Below are 15,160 nucleotides of genomic sequence, written 5' to 3' on the forward strand. Positions count from 1 at the left end.
ACATGGCTGGCGGGCAACCCGCCTTTACCCGGCATACCGATGCCCTCGTGATTTCGATTTCCTGAGGCGACACACCGCGTTATGCTGATTTTCGTCTTGGAATGGCGTTGTGTTTTTCTTTCCAATCCCCCGCGATGATAAGCGTCCCCGCGTTCCGCCCGAGGCCTGCCATGCGACTGTTGCGATTGCTTCTGCCAGCGATGGCGGTGTTGGCTCCCGTTCCCGCCATGGCGGCCTGCGAAGCCAGCAAGATCGTCGATTTCCCCGTCACCATGGCGGGACCGGAGCCGATGGTGGAGGCCAAGTTCGGCAATAAAGCGGCACGCTTCATCCTCGACAGCGGGGCGTTCTACAGCACCCTTTCTGCCGCCAGCGCAGCGGAGTTCGGCCTGCGCGTCACCCCCGCCCCGCTCTGGTTTCGCCCCAAAGGCATTGGTGGCGACACCTCAGCAGGGGTTGCCGTCGCCACGAACTTTTCGCTTGCGGGCGTCACCATCCCGAAAATCGATTTCGTCGTTGGCGGCAGCGATACCGGCACCACCGGCTTGATCGGGCAGAACATTCTGGGCCTGGCCGATGTCGAATATGATCTGCCGCACGGCGTCGTCCGCTTGATCAAGACGCAGGGCTGCCGCGCCAGCAATCTCGCTTATTGGGCGGGTACCAAGCCGGTGACGATCGTTTCGCTTGAAACCGAACCCGACAGCCGGTTCAAGCCGCACACGATTGGCACGGTCCTGATCAATGGCATGAAAGTGCGCGCGATGTTCGACAGCGGCGCGCAAAGCTCGATGCTGTCGCTGGCGATGGCGAAGCGTCTCGGCGTCACTCCCGAAACGCCCGGGGTGGTTGCGGTGGGGTCAAGCCACGGCCTGGGCCAGCATTCGGTGCCGGCTTGGCGAGCGACGTTCGACACGATCGACATTGGCGGCGAGGCGATCCGCCACCCCAAAATTCGGATCGCGCAAGTGGATCTGGGCCATGCCGACATGCTGATCGGGGTCGATTTCTTCCTCACCCATCGCATGTTTGTTTCGAACACACTGCGCCGACTTTTCATTACCTATGAAGGCGGCCCTGTTTTCGGCCTGTCGCCCAAGACCGTGTTTTCTGCCGACGGCACCGCGCTCGACTTGACCAACAAGGCCGCCGAGCCAACCACTGCAGACGAATATAGTCGGCGCGGCGCGGTCTACGCCTCCAATCGACACTTCCCCGAGGCGTTGGCGGACTTCGACAAGGCCTGCGCACTGGCACCGACCGAGGCGCGCTATTTCTACCAGCGCGCGTTGGCGCATCTCGCCAGTCTGCAATTCGACAAGGCCGTGGCTGATCTCGACAAGACCATCACCCTTGATCCAACCCTGGTGGACGCACGGCTGACGCGCGCCTCGATGCGGATGCGGCGCGGCAATCAGGCCGGTGCCAATGACGATGTCCAGGCGGCCGATGCCGCGCTTGCGCCGTCGTCGGAGAAGCGCCTGACCGTGGCGAGCTTCTTCAACGATCTCGATCGTCCTGACGACGCGCTGCGCAACTATGACCTGTGGCTAAAGAGTCATCCTGAGGACAGTGCGCGCGGCAGCGCCTTCAACGGCCGCTGCTGGGCCCGGGGACTGCTCAATCGCGACCTCGACAAGGCGCTGGCGGACTGCAACGCCGCGATCAGGGCCGATCCCAAGCGCTCCACCTTTCTCGACAGCCGCGCTCTGGTGCGGCTGCGGCGTGGCGAGCTGCAACAGGCACTGGCGGATTATGATGCCGCGCTGGCGCTCGCGCCGCGCACCGCATGGTCGCTCTATATGCGCGGAGTGACCAACAAGCGGGCTGGCAACGCCGCCCAGGCAGCGGCCGATCGCACGGCGGCGCTCAGCATCAATCCCAAGGTCGCAGAGCGAGCGCGCAAGATCGGCTTCGACGACTAGGCGAAGCGCCCGCGCTACGCCTTCATCATCGCGCCTGCCATGCGGAGAAAGGCTTGCTGCATCTGGGTGCCAAGCGCCTTTTCGACGCGCGCGTCGGCCAGTGCCCGGCTCATCGCTTCCACCCACTGCGCTGCCGTCTCGGGGGTAATTCCCATCGCGCGGTGCATCGACATGATGCAGGTGCCCGGCCGCGCATCGAACCAGTCGCGCGGCCCACCGAGCCAAGCGGAGAGAAACTGCGTCAGCGACACGCGCATCGGGAACAGATCCTCCTCGTGCATTGCCCGCAAGGGGGCGTAGCGCGGATCGTCCTGCATCAGATCGTAGAAGCGTTCGACCACCGTTCGCACGCCCTCGGTGCCGCCAATCCGCTCGAACAAAGAGGGTGCGGTCGCTTCGGCAGTGGCAGTCATGTCTGAGGCTCCGGTCGGCAGTGGGGTGTCATTGCTGCATCAGCCGCCGCGTGATCGCCGCCCGCACCATCGGCAGGCGCGCGGCCGCACGCAGCGCAAGCGGACGCGCCACCCGCGCGACCGGCCCGTCATCCGTATAGAGCCGTACCAGCAGGTTGGTAGAGGCATAGAGCGGCGCGCTCGCCAGCCGATGCGCCGCCTGATAGCGGCGCAGCAGCATGTTTGCGGCAATGTCCTGTCCGTTCTGCGCGGCCTGGGCGATCAACTCCGCGAGTTTCGCAGCCCCCTGCAACCCCAGGTTGAAGCCATGCGCCGTCACCGGATGCATCCCGACCGCCGCGTCGCCAATCAAGGCTGCGCGCCGGGTGACGAAGCGGTGGGCATAGGTCGTCGTGAGTGGATAGACATGCGGCCCTTCAAGCACCTGCATCGGCCCGAGACGCGCCCGGAAACGGCGCGTGAATTCGTTACCCAGCGCGGTGCAATCCAGCGCCGCCAACGCGTCGATCGCGGCTGACGGCAAGGTCAGCACCGCCGAGGATGTGCGACCGTCCGCAAGCGGCAGCATCGCGATCGTCTGGCCATGGCCGAACCATTCGGTGGCGCCGCCGCGATGCGCCGCCGCGTGGGCGACACGCGCAACCAGCATCGACCGGCCCAACGGGTTGATCTGCGCGCCGATTTCCAATTGCTGCCGCACGAAGGAAAAGCGCGAATCCGCGCCGACCAGCAACCGCGCCGACAGCGAGCGCCCGTCATCCAGCGTCACCGTCGCGCAGTCCAGGTCGGTCCGCACGCCCCGGATAGACGCGCCCGCCAGCACCGTCAGACCGGCCTGCCCGTCGATCGCCTCGAACAGCGCGCGCCGGATCTGCTGGTTGGACACGAGCGAGCCGAGCCGGTCGCCCGGATTGGGTCCAGCAAAGGACAAGGCGAAGGATTGCCCACCATTCAGCACACGCGCTTCGCGGAGCGGCGCGATCTCGGCCGGGTCGAGACGTTGCCAGGCACCCAGCCGCTGCAGCGTCGCGATCGAGCGGTGGGTCAGCGCAATCTCGCGACCGTCGCACGGCGGTGCCGCCAGTGTCTCCGCCGGGGCCCGATCGATGATGCCGATACGCAGGCGCGTACCGGCCAGCGCGCGTGCCAGCGCAAGCCCGGCGGGGCCCGCACCCGCAATGAGGACGTCATAAGGTTGCGACAGGGTCATCGCGTGGCTTTCGCCCGGGATCGCCCGGCGCGCTTTGCGCGAGATCAAGCGCCCCGCAAAATCACACCAGCCCGCGCACCGCCGCGACACGCTTCGATTCCGGGAACAGCGCCGCCATCGTCCGCGCCGGGTCGACCCCGAAATGCCCGGCGACCGCGCCACCGATAAAGGCGTCGAGCTGCAGCGTGGGCTTCAAATCGCGCGCTTCGAACAAGGCCGCCGGGCTCAACCCCGGCCAATCCGCCAGCACCCGCCCACCGCGCACGCCGCCGCCGATCAGCATTGCTGCGGTGCCCGTTCCGTGATCGGTGCCGCCAGTGCCGTTGACCGCCACCGTCCGGCCGAATTCGGTCGCCACCAGCACCATCGTGTCGTTCCACAGCGGCCCCAGCCCGGTTTGCAAGGCGGCGATCATCGCATCCAGCCCCTTGAGCTGCCCCGCCAGGCGCTGACGCTGCTGGGTATGGGTATCCCAGCCGCCGGTCTCGATCATCGCGATGCGCGCGCCGTCGGCCGGGGCGAGCAAGCGCGCGGCGAGCGCGCCCGTCGCGGCGGCATTGGCCCCGCCGCCACCCGCCAGATCGCTGGTCAATTGCCGCGTGTTCATCGCTTCGCTCCACAAAGCGTGGAGTTGGCTGTCGCCCTGGTACAGCATCGTCACGCGCTGCATCAGATCGTCGGAGGCCTGTGGCAGACCCGACGGCGCATAAGAGGACACATCATGCGGTCCGCGCAGCGCCAGCGGCACTGTCGCCGAAACCGCAATCGCCTTCGCTTCGGTCGGCGGCAACACGCCGAGCAGCCGGTTGAGCCAGCCATCCTTGACTTGATAGGCGCTGGTTCCGCCGCTCTCGAGCACGTTTTGCCCGTCGAAATGCGACCGGTCGCGATAGGGCGATGCAACTGCGTGCGCGAACAGCGCCTGCTTCTTGGTATAAAGCCCGCCCAGCACCGACAATTCCGGATGCAACGCAAACATCGAATCGAGCTTCGCGGCGGTCGCGAAATCCGCGGCGAGATCGCCGCGCGCGCCGACAAAGGCCGGGTCGCCGACAGGCGCGACGATCCCGAGACCATCGGCAGCGCCGCGCTGGATGATGAAGACAAAGCGCTTGTCGGTCTCGGCCTTGGCAAACGCCATGCGCGGCGGCAAGGCGAGCGCAAGGGCTCCTGCGGCACTCGCGCCGATGAACGAACGACGATCGTACATGCTCTTATCTCCGCATGAATTCGGGGGCGACGAGCAGCAGGGCCACCGCCTGTGCCGGACTTTCGCAATTGGCGAGCGCTGTCTGCGTGGCCGGGCTGACCGACCCCGGCAACAGCTTCGGTGCCAGCGCGCGGGCATCGATATTGCCGGCCCGCGCGGCGAAACGCTCGGCGGCCTCGACCCGGCGCAACACCGCATCGGGCCCGGCCCAGCTTCCCGCAATGTCATCAAAGCCGATCGGCTGTCCCGGCTTCCACGTCGGCTGGCCAAGCTGGTTGAGCAACCCGACGATGACCTGGGGGTCCGCGACCTTGACGTTCAACGCGCGCATCGAGGAAATCGTCCATTCCCACGGCGTCTTGAACTTCACCGGCTGTTCAACCCACGCCTCTGGCGAAGCGATCAGCGCGCGGTACAGCGTTGGCAAATCGCCGCCCGAGGTGAGGAAAGCCGTTTGCAAACGCTCGACCATCGCGGGCGGCGGTGTATCGCCCGCGAAATGCCGCGCCAGCTTGGTCGCAATATGCGTGGCGGTCGCCGGGGCAATGGCGACGTCGAACAACACCGCGCGCGCTTGCTCGACCCCGCCCGCCGGATAGCGTTTGCCCATGATCATGCGATCGCCGGGTTCGTGCAAGGGCGCGGCAAACACGAAATCGCCCGGCAATCCGTCGGTGCCAGCGGCAGCCGACCCTGGCCCGCGCCCGATGCCGGCAACCGTCCACCCCGTCATCGCGCGGGCAAATTCGGTGACGTCGGCTTGCGTATAGCCGGTGCGCACGCCGAGTGTGTGGAGTTCCAGAATTTCGCGCGCGAGATTTTCATTGAGGCCAACCTTGCGGTTGCCGCGCGCGGCAATCTTCAGCCCGAGCGGCGAGGTCGGGCCGACCGACACCGCCTGGTCGAGATAGAGCAACATCGCCGGATGCTGCTCCACAGCGAGCAGCATATCGCGGAAGCTCCCCAGCACATGCGGCCGGATCGCCTCAAACTCCAATGTGCCCGACAGGCCAATCACTTCGAGCTTGTCGGCCGAAACGGCAAAGTGATTCGCCCAGAAATGCACCAGCCGTTCGACAAAGGGCGTTTCCGTCACCAACGCATTGGTCGCACGCGCGCCAACCGCACCGGCGTAATCGCCGCGACCGGTGCGCTGCGCAAATTGCCGGGCCTGGCGCATCGCATCGTCTTTTCCGGGCGGCGGCACAGCCCCCGGCACCGGGGTTCGTGGCTGCACCGGCTGCGCCCCCATTTGGAGACCGACGGGGGCCGCACCCGGCATCGCCACGGCGGCGGCAGCGGGCGGCGCGGCCGGTTTGGCCCCTTGCTGCGCGCGCAATGCACGCTGCTGTCGGAAATAGTCTGCCAGCTCGGCGGAGACGCCTGCGCTCGTCGGCGCGCTGGCGATCACATCCGGCACAGGATCATATTTCGCAAACTGACCGGTCAGCCAACCGAGCGGATCAGTCGGTACGGGTTGGTCTCCTCGGGCACCCAAACCGAAGCGGTTGAGAGCTATGCTCGCCTTGGTCATCAACTGTCGTCCTTACGAATCGGCACGCTGTCTATGGACCGTAGATGTCGCAGAATTGTGCCCGAAACGGCCTATGCGTTCGTTTGTTGCAACTGCGTGCGCGTCGTTTGCGCTTGGGCACTTTGCTGCACTGCAATATAAATCAGCGCGACAGCAGGACATCCACCCGGAGGGGATGCGCGATCGGCCTTAACTCCCCAGGAAAGGAACGATCATGTTCAAGACTCTCTTCGCCGCCACGGCTCTGCTCGCCGCCGCTTCGCCTGCCTTTGCCGATGATGCCGCGCAGCGCACCTTCACGCGCGATGGTGACACCTACACCTACACCACGGTGAACAAGGGCAAATATGTCGTCATCAGCGGTCGCGCTGCCTCGGGCGGCACGTTCCAGCTCCAGGTGCGTGGCGACCATATCACCGGCTTCTCGCGCGGCGTGCCGGTTTCCTTCACCGTTCCCAACGCCCAGGCGAAGCTGACCAAGACCGACATCGCCCTCCGCTAAACGGTGGATCGCATTGCGAGGCGCGTCGCCGGTATCGGCCGGGGACGCGCTTCGCTTGTCGGCCGGCGCTAAAAGCCCTCCGGCAAGTCGATCGGCCCCACTGCCGCACGATAGCGGGCAACCGCGTAGCGGTCGGTCATGCCGGCAATAAAATCGGCGATGTGCCGACTGCGCCCCGGTTCGTCCTGCGGCATCCGCGCACTCCAATCCCCCGGCATCTGCGTCGGGTCCGCGCGATAGGCGGCGAACAGCCCCGTCACGATCCCCTCCGCAGCCCGTGCCGCCTCCAATTGGCGCGGATGGTGGTAGAGATTGGCGTACATGAAGCGCTTTAGCGCGCGTTCGGCATCGCGCATTTCGTCCGAAAAGCCGACCAGACACCACCCCGCCGCACGCACATCGGCAAGGTCGCCAATCCCGGTCAGCCGCGAACGGGTTTCTGCGATCAGATCATTGACCATCGCGCCAATTTGCGAGCGGATCAATTCCCCGACCAGCCGCCCCGGCGCGATGCCGGGGAAGCGGGCGCAGACATCGGCCCAGCCACGCGCCACCACCGGCACCTCCAGCAATTGGTCGAGCGTCAGCAACCCGGCGCGCAAGCCGTCATCGATATCGTGATTGTCATAGGCGATATCGTCGGCGATCGCGGCGACCTGCGCCTCCAGGCTCGGCCAGCGCGTCAGTTCCAGCGGAAATGCGGCATCGCACTCGGCCAGCGCCCAGCCGGGATTGGCGATCGGCCCATTATGTTTGGCCAGCCCCTCCAGCGTTTCCCACGTCAGGTTAAGCCCATTCCAGCGCGGATAGGGGCTGTCGATCATCATCAACGCGCGCAACGTGTTGCCATTATGGTCAAACCCGCCCTGCCCCGCCAGCGCGGCTTGCAGCGCATCCTCCCCGGCATGCCCGAACGGCGGGTGCCCGATATCATGCGCAAGCGCGAGCGCTTCAGTCAGATCCTCGTTCAGCCCGAGCGCCCGCGCGATCGTCCGCGCGATCTGCGCAACCTCCAGGCTGTGGGTCAGGCGGACACGGAAATGGTCGCCATCAGGGGCCAGGAACACCTGCGTCTTGTGCCGCAAGCGCCGAAAGCTGATCGAATGGATGATCCGGTCGCGATCGCGCTGGAACGCGTCGCGTGGGCCGCGCGCACTACGCCCCTCGCCGCTCGGCTCGGGGTGGAGCCGACCGCGACTGCGCTCGGGGTGCGAGGCCCATGGCGCAAGCGTCGTCATGCTACCCAACACCTTCTCATTTCGCGGGGAGTTTGGAGATCTTCTGGCCCGCTTCGCTCACAAAGACGAATCCCGATATGTCGTCCTTGGCGAGATCGTTGACGAAGCGCTGCGCCTCGTCCTCCGATTTGAAGGGCCCGGTCAGCAATCGGTTGGTCGCGCGCAGCGGCGTGGTCCAGGCACTTTTGCCGCCAAACGCCTTGGTCGCCTTGGCCCGGATCTTGGTCCATTGCTTGGGCAAATCCCCAACATTGGCACCCCCTGCCACCTGCACCCAGACGCGCGCCGGTTCCAGGAATTTGGGGTCCTTCTTCTTTTTCTCTTCCGCTGCCTTTTTGTCGGCGGCGGCCTTCTTTGCATCGGCGATCTTTTTGTCCGCAGCGGCTTTCTTGTCGGCAAGCGCCTTCTTCTCCGCCGCCGCTTTCTTGTCGGCGGCGCGTCTGTCTGCGGCCTGCTTTTCGGCGGCCTGCTTATCCGCAGCCATCTGTCGTTCGCGGTCGGCTGCGGGCTGGGGCTCGACCACCGGCTGCGCAACCGGCACTTGGCGAGCGGGCGCTGGCGCGGCAGCGGGTGCAGGTGCCTCGCTCTGAGTCTCCGTCCCGGGCACCTTGATCTCCGAAATGATCGCCGCGAGGATCGATTCCTCGCTGCGCACCGGGGTTGGTGCCGGACGGGCGGGCGTCGGCGTGATGGTCTGTGTGGGTGCCTGCGCAGCGACTGGCGCGATTGCCGCAGGGGCGGATTGCTGCGGTACTGCGGCCGGAGGCGCAGCGAAACGTGCCCCATCAGCCTGCGATGCTGTCGGCATAGCCGCTCTATTCGCCTGAGCGACCGGATTGGTCGCCACGGCGGGGGCCGTCCCCGTTTTCGACACCGGCGATTGCGGCTGCTGCGGCTGCGGCGGCGCGGTTCTGACGGGCACACCCCCTTGCGCTGCCGTCGCGGGCGGCGCGCTGACCGTTGAATGCAGCAGCGTGGTCGCGGGCGGGGTAACCGGTAGGCGCGCCGTGTTTGAGGCCAGAACCGCAGTGGAGGATGCGGGCGGGGCAGCATAAGCCGGGGGCACCAGCTGTGCTGGGGGCGTCGGCGCGGCTATCGCCGCCACGGCTACCTCGCTCCGCCCCTGATCCTTGTGGGCCTTGCGCGCCTTGCGCCGTTCTTCCCGAGCGTCGGCCGCGACGACCGGCTTCGCCACCGCCGCGACCGCGACCGGCGCGGTCGGATCGGGGCCAAGCGCCGCCAACGGTGGCACCATGCGGGCGTCGGCCAAACGCTCAGGGCTGGGGCGGACTTCGCCGAAATGCACCGCGAACGCACGATCCGCCGGGCGCAATCCCGGCAAAATTTCAAAGAAGGGCTGCAGCCCCTGCGCCATGCCGGCCGGCATCATGCTGGTTGCGATCTTCTCCGCACCAGCCTTGTCGCCCGCCATTGCGAGGATGAAGGCACGCGCGCGCCACGCGCCACGATCGCTCTTGCGCAGGAGCGGCTCGATTTGCGCCAGCGCAAGCTCACGCTTGCCGGAAATCCCCAGCGACAGGGCATAGCGCCGCTGGGTTTCCTCATTGGCCCCCGCCTTCAGCGCCAGTCGATACTCGCGCTGGGCGCGCTCCTGCTCGCCGACCAGATCATAGGCCAGGCCTCGATCGGCGGCAAAGGTCCGCGCGTCTCCGCCAAGCGCTTCCGCCTCGGCAAAGTGGCGCAAGGCATCGCCGGGACGCTCGGCCGCGACGAGCAGCGCCCCCTCCCCGGCTTTGACGCGCGCGTTACGAGGATCGATCCGCTCGGCGCGTGCAAAGAAAGCGGCGGCGGCGGTATCGTCGTCGAGCTTCAGCGCCAGTTCCCCGGCGCGGACCAACGCTTGCAGATTGTTAGGGTCGGCGGCCAGCGCGCGGATCTCGCTCGCAAGCAAATCGGCATCGGACAGTGGCTGAACGGTGGTGGGATAGGAGGTGGTTGGATAGGGCGACGCCGGGGCGGTTTGCGCGTGCGCCGCCGTTCCGCACGCGGCCAGCGCGATCATCGAACTGGCAAGACGAATGCGCATCCCGTTTCCTAGATCACAAGGGCTTTCCTCCACCCGCTTTTTGCGGGTGAAGAGAGGAACCCATAAGAGCGCCGCCTGGTGTTACGCGGAGGCCCGGCCGGTCGGCGTAGAAAGAATCTCCCCCCCACCGTAACGCGCTCTAGACCCGTTCACGCTGCAACCGGCAATGTCGCACACCACTGGCTGCGACAGACCGACACGCACGGTCGGCAAGCGGCACCCGCGAACGGGTGCCGTGCGGACGCTGCTTATTGGTTGTTCTGGCGGTGCAGGAAGCGCGGAATGTCCAGCGCGTCCTTGTCGGGCGACGGCTCTTCGTCGCGCGCGACGCCGCGCGACACGCTCGACATCCGCTCGAACAAGGTGCCGCCCAGCTTTACGCGCGGTGCAGGCGCAACGGGTTCTGGCGCGACGAGCGGCGCTTCCTCGGCGGCAGCAGCACCCGGCGACAACCACCGGCGGCGAGTCGGGGCTTCGGTTGGCGTATCGTCCGCCGCAGCGGCGGCGGGCGCATCAAAGTCGTCCCCAAAGGTTCGCACCGGTGCCGCAACCGGCTCAGGCGCGACGGCAGCTTCGCTGCCAAGCACCAGTTCGTCATCGTGCGATGCTACCGGTTCGGGGGCCGCGACCGTCGGGGCGGCCGGGGCGATTTCCGCCTCGGGTGCCGCCAAAGGTGCCGGCTCTTCGGCCTTTTTCGGAGCTGCGAAGCTGAACGCCCGCGAGGTCGGAGCCGGAGCGGCGACCGGACGCGCCTCCGCCTCAATCCCGGTCGCGACGACCGAGACGCGGATCTTACCCTCGAGTTCGGGATTGAACGCCGAACCCCAGATGATGTTCGCGTCTTCATCGACCAATTCGCGAATGTGGTTCGCGGCTTCATCGACTTCGAGCAGGCGCATGTCGTCGCCGCCGGTGATCGAGACGATGACGCCCTTGGCACCCTTCATCGAAACGCCGTCGAGCAGCGGGTTGGCGATCGCCTTCGACGCCGCCTCGATCGCGCGATTGTCGCCCGAGGCTTCGCCCGTGCCCATCATCGCCTTGCCCATTTCCTGCATCACCGACCGCACGTCGGCGAAATCGAGGTTGATGAGGCCGGGCATGACCATCAGATCGGTGATGCCGCGCACGCCCTGCTGGAGGACTTCGTCCGCCATCTGGAACGCTTCCTTGAAGGTCGTGTTCGCGTTCGCGACCAGAAACAGGTTCTGGTTGGGGATGACGATCAGCGTATCGACATACTTCTGCAGTTCCTCGATGCCCGCTTCGGCGCTCTTCGCGCGGCGTGTGCCTTCGAAAGCGAACGGCTTGGTCACGACGCCAACGGTCAGAATGCCCATATCGCGCGCCGCCTTGGCGATGACCGGGGCCGCACCGGTGCCGGTGCCGCCGCCCATGCCGGCCGCGATGAAGCACATATGCGCGCCTTCGAGCATCTTGGTGACTTGCTCGATGGTTTCTTCCGCCGCCGCGCGACCGATTTCGGGGCGGCTGCCGGCGCCCAGGCCTTGCGTGATCTTCGCGCCAAGCTGGATCTTGTGGCTGGCGGTCGATTGCTTCAGCGCCTGCGAGTCCGTGTTCGCGACAAGGAAATCGACGCCCTGCACATCGGCGCGCATCATGTTGGCGATGGCGTTGCCGCCAGCGCCGCCGACGCCGATTACGGCGATGCGGGGGCTCAGTTCGTCAACTTCGGGTGGCAAAAATTCGATGCTCATAGTTCGTCTCCACCGTGCGCCCACACCCCGGCGCGAAAAATCTGCTTAAACCTGTTCTGCACCATCGCTTGCGGTCGTTCCAGCGCGAACAGCTAAATCCTGTCGTAATTCTTTAATAATTTGCCCGGGCCGCCGCCAGCAAACGGCGGAACAGCGCGAATCCCTTCGGGCGATGCACCAACTGCTGCTTGCTCGACAAGGCGCGCAGGTCAACCGGGTCCGCCGCCGCATAGAAAGCCAGCCCCGCAAGCGTGGTAAACGCCGGCGTCGCGTGCGCCTCGGGCAGGCCGGTGAGGCCACGTGGCCGCCCGATCCGGACCGAACGCCCCAGCGCCTGCTGCGCGTAATCGGCGATGCCCTTCAGTTCGGCACCACCACCGGTCAGCACGACTTGCCGCCCGACCGGGCCTTCGAACTTCAGCTCGGCCAGCGCCTTGCCGACTTCGCCGATCAAATTGTCGAGCCGCTGGCGGATGACCGCGATCAGTTGCGCCTTGGTAATGCGCGTGCCGTCGCTGGCATCCTCCTCGGCCGAAATCGGCGCGACGTCGATCATCTCATGATTGTCGCGTGGGCTTGCATTGGCCGAGCCGTGGACGCACTTCATCCGCTCGGCCTGCGCGCGGCGCGTGCCGAAAGCAGAGGCGATGTCGTCGGTAATGTCCTGCGCGCCGATCGGGATCGACAGCAGCCCGACCAGCATGCCACCTGCAAACAGGGAAACGTTGGTGATCCCCGCCCCCAGTTCGACCAGCGCCACGCCCAGTTCGCGCTCTTCATCGCTGAGACACGCCATGCCCGTCGCCACTGGCGACGCGATGATCGACTTTACCTCCAGATGCGCGTTTGCCACGCACAGCCCGAGATTGCGCACAGGAGATCCATCGGCAGCGACGACATGGATATGGACACCGAGCCGATCGGCATGGAGCCCGAGCGGCCGCTTCACGCCGGTCAGCCCGTCGAGCGTATAGAGTGCGGGCTGCGCGTGCAGCACCATGCGGCCTGCCGGATCGATCGAATCCCGCCCGGCTTGCAGCAGCGCATCAATATCGGATTGCTCGACACGGTGGCCGCCCAGCTCGAACTCGATCGAGGCGACATCGGACACCAGCCCACCCGCCGAGAAGCTGACCCAGACATTCTCGATATTGGTGCCGGCAATGCGTTCGGCCTGCTCGACCGCTTCGCGCACCGCGACTTCGGTCGCGGCGGCGTCGGCGATATAGCCGCGCTTGACGCCCTTGCTCTCGCGCTGGCCTGTGCCGAGCACGATCAGTTCGCCGCCATCGCCCTTCTGCGCGATCATCGCCGACACCTTGGAGGAGCCGATGTCGAGTGCGGTGATCAAACCTTCCGGTGCTGTCTTCGCCATTACGCCATACCCCTATTGCCGGGCCTCGATACCCTATCCCTCACCGGCTGGCCCCGATTGTTTCGCTTCGATTCGCACTGGCTGCGTTGCCGCCCCGGTTGCCCCCGCAAGCGGCGCCGCAGGATCGGTGATCGCGCGGTTCGTTACCGTCCCCGGCTTGCGCGCGACCAGCCGTGTCGGATCGCGCATGTCGAAGCCGAGCCAGCCTTTGCCGAGCAGCGGCTTGACGCCGTCCAGCTCGGCAAATTTGACCAAAGCCTTGCCCGCCGCGACATCGCCCTCGGGCAGCGCCAGCGTCTCGCCGGTCTCAAAGGTCAGCGTCCAGCGCCGGTTGCCGACCCAAGTCGCCGCCTTCACTTGCCCGCGCAGCGCCGGTGCCACATCCAGCAACTGGCGATAGGCCGCTTCCTGTTCATTGGCATGCGCGCCGATGACGAGCGGCAAATCCGGCATCGCCTGCGGGTCGACCGGCTCCAGCCAGGTGCCGTTCGCCGCGATCAGCGCCAATTGCCCGTCTTTCTGCCAGATCGCGCTCGGTTCACGCTCGACGACATGCACGATCAGCGTATCGGGCAAGCGCCGCGAGACGTGCGCATCCTCGATCCAGCCGCTATGCGCGACCAGATCCTGGCGGATCTTCTCCAGACTGACCAGCGGCATCGCCATTGACGGCTGGTTGGCCGCAATCTTGTAGATGACATTATGGTCCATCCGGTTGAGCCCGGTGATCTGGATATTGGTAACGCGGAAGCCCGCTTCGCCAATCGCCTCGCCCAGCGCCGAGCCAACTGCACCCGGCACCCCGAAATAGGAGGCCGTCGCCAGCCCGACCGCACCGACCACGCCCATGATCGTCCAGGTCGCGATTCGGCGCAGCGTCGCCTCGCTCACCGGCAGCATCGCGATCACCCGGTCGATCGTCGAGACCTTGGGCGGGGGACGCCGCTTGGGCTGCACCGGGCGGCGCGCGGTGCCGCGCTTGATCGTGGCGCTCATGCCGCCACCGCCTTCACCGCTTCGTCGAGCAGGATCTGCACCAGCGCCGGATAGGAAATGCCGCAATGCCGGGCCTGTTCAGGCAGCAAGCTGAGCGGCGTCATGCCCGGCTGGGTGTTGACCTCGAGCAGGAACAGCCCGTCCACGCCCAATTGGTCATCCCAGCGAAAATCCGACCGCGACGCGCCCTTGCAGCCGAGCAAGCGATGCGCATCGAGCGCAATCCGCTTACACGCCGCCGCAATTTCATCGGGCACGTCGGCCGGGAAGACATGTTCGGTCAGGCCGTCGGTATATTTGGCGTCATAATCGTACCAGCCGTTCTTGGGCTTGAGCTCGGTGACGCCGAGCGCTTCGCCGCCGAGCACCGCCGTGGTCAGCTCGCGCCCGCGAATATAGGGCTCGGCGAGCAGTTCCTCGAATTCCAACCACGGCCCCGGCGTGCTGCGGGAGATCGGATTGCCGTAATTGCCTTCATTGGTGACGATCGCGACGCCGACCGAGGAGCCTTCATTGACGGGCTTGAGTACATAAGGCCGCGGCAGCGGGTCGCCCGCATACAGCGTCTCGCTTTTCACGATCCGCCCGCCCGGCATCGGAATGCCGCCGGGCACCAGCAGCAGCTTGGTCAATTGCTTGTCGATCGCGATGACCGAGGTGGCGAGGCCGGAATGGGTGTAGGGCAGCCCCATCAAATCGAGCATCCCCTGCACCGATCCGTCTTCGCCCGGCGTGCCGTGCAGCGCGTTGAACACGATGTCGGGCGCGGCTTCGGCGAGCTTGATCGCGACATCGCGCGCCATATCGATCGCGGTGACGCGGTGTCCGAGCGATTCCAGCGCCTTAATAACATCGGCCCCGGTCATCAGCGACACGTCGCGCTCGGCCGACCAGCCGCCCATCAGGACTGCGACGTGGAGACGCACGAAAGCCCTCTCCCCTTCAGGGGAGAGGGTTGGGAGAGGGGCTGTATCGGGAAAAACGCTCATGAC

Annotated in this window: 12 protein-coding genes; 2 read left to right on the plus strand and 10 right to left on the minus strand. The window is 66.2% G+C overall.

From position 1 onward, the window contains the following. The first annotated feature begins 200 nt into the window (after positions 1-200). Positions 201-1,925 carry an aspartyl protease family protein gene (locus tag ON00_RS05920; protein ID WP_245535620.1) on the plus strand — a complete coding sequence of 575 codons (1,725 nt, stop codon included), beginning with the start codon at positions 201-203 and terminating at the stop codon, positions 1,923-1,925. Positions 1,926-1,939: 14 nt separating this feature from the next. On the opposite strand, the gene ON00_RS05925 is transcribed toward ON00_RS05920, so the two are convergent. From ON00_RS05925 to ON00_RS05940, 4 genes are all read right to left on the minus strand, one after another. After that, positions 1,940-2,338 carry a group II truncated hemoglobin gene (locus tag ON00_RS05925; protein WP_010403975.1) on the minus strand — a complete coding sequence of 133 codons (399 nt, stop codon included), beginning with the start codon at positions 2,336-2,338 and terminating at the stop codon, positions 1,940-1,942. A gap of 28 nt (positions 2,339-2,366) precedes the next feature. Then, a complete protein-coding gene (ubiM, locus tag ON00_RS05930) occupies positions 2,367-3,548 on the minus strand; it encodes a 5-demethoxyubiquinol-8 5-hydroxylase UbiM (RefSeq protein ID WP_029622471.1) in 1,182 nt (393 codons plus the stop codon). Positions 3,549-3,609: 61 nt separating this feature from the next. After that, the gene (locus tag ON00_RS05935) at positions 3,610-4,758 is read right to left on the minus strand and encodes a DUF1501 domain-containing protein (RefSeq protein WP_010403979.1); all 1,149 of its coding nucleotides are present in this window, start codon (positions 4,756-4,758) and stop codon (positions 3,610-3,612) included. A gap of 4 nt (positions 4,759-4,762) precedes the next feature. Beyond that, positions 4,763-6,292, minus strand: a complete 1,530-nt coding sequence (locus tag ON00_RS05940; RefSeq protein WP_010403980.1) for a DUF1800 domain-containing protein — start codon at positions 6,290-6,292, stop codon at positions 4,763-4,765. 214 nt (positions 6,293-6,506) lie between these two features. Here ON00_RS05940 and ON00_RS05945 point away from each other — a divergent pair, with 214 nt between their 5' ends. After that, on the plus strand, positions 6,507-6,794 hold the full coding sequence (locus ON00_RS05945) for a hypothetical protein (protein WP_010403983.1): 288 nt from the start codon (positions 6,507-6,509) through the stop codon (positions 6,792-6,794). 68 nt (positions 6,795-6,862) lie between these two features. Here ON00_RS05945 and ON00_RS05950 read toward each other — a convergent pair whose 3' ends face one another. From ON00_RS05950 to ON00_RS05975, 6 genes are all read right to left on the minus strand, one after another. After that, positions 6,863-8,032 (minus strand): deoxyguanosinetriphosphate triphosphohydrolase, encoded by a 1,170-nt coding sequence (locus tag ON00_RS05950; protein ID WP_010403985.1) that lies wholly within the window; start codon positions 8,030-8,032, stop codon positions 6,863-6,865. 16 nt (positions 8,033-8,048) lie between these two features. Next, positions 8,049-10,079, minus strand: a complete 2,031-nt coding sequence (locus tag ON00_RS05955; RefSeq protein ID WP_010403989.1) for an SPOR domain-containing protein — start codon at positions 10,077-10,079, stop codon at positions 8,049-8,051. A gap of 248 nt (positions 10,080-10,327) precedes the next feature. Continuing rightward, positions 10,328-11,797 (minus strand): cell division protein FtsZ, encoded by a 1,470-nt coding sequence (gene ftsZ, locus ON00_RS05960; protein ID WP_010403991.1) that lies wholly within the window; start codon positions 11,795-11,797, stop codon positions 10,328-10,330. Positions 11,798-11,909: 112 nt separating this feature from the next. After that, the gene (ftsA, locus tag ON00_RS05965) at positions 11,910-13,172 is read right to left on the minus strand and encodes a cell division protein FtsA (RefSeq protein ID WP_010403994.1); all 1,263 of its coding nucleotides are present in this window, start codon (positions 13,170-13,172) and stop codon (positions 11,910-11,912) included. Between the two features lie 33 nt (positions 13,173-13,205). Next, positions 13,206-14,168: a cell division protein FtsQ/DivIB gene (locus ON00_RS05970; protein ID WP_010403997.1), complete on the minus strand. Its 963-nt coding sequence runs from the start codon at positions 14,166-14,168 to the stop codon at positions 13,206-13,208. After that, positions 14,165-15,094 carry a D-alanine--D-alanine ligase gene (locus ON00_RS05975; protein ID WP_010403999.1) on the minus strand — a complete coding sequence of 310 codons (930 nt, stop codon included), beginning with the start codon at positions 15,092-15,094 and terminating at the stop codon, positions 14,165-14,167. Before ON00_RS05975 ends, ON00_RS05970 begins: the two co-directional genes overlap by 4 nt. Positions 15,095-15,160: the final 66 nt, after the last annotated feature.

This window comes from Sphingomonas echinoides ATCC 14820 (assembly GCF_000241465.1).
Taxonomy (GTDB): Bacteria; Pseudomonadota; Alphaproteobacteria; order Sphingomonadales; family Sphingomonadaceae; genus Sphingomonas; species Sphingomonas echinoides.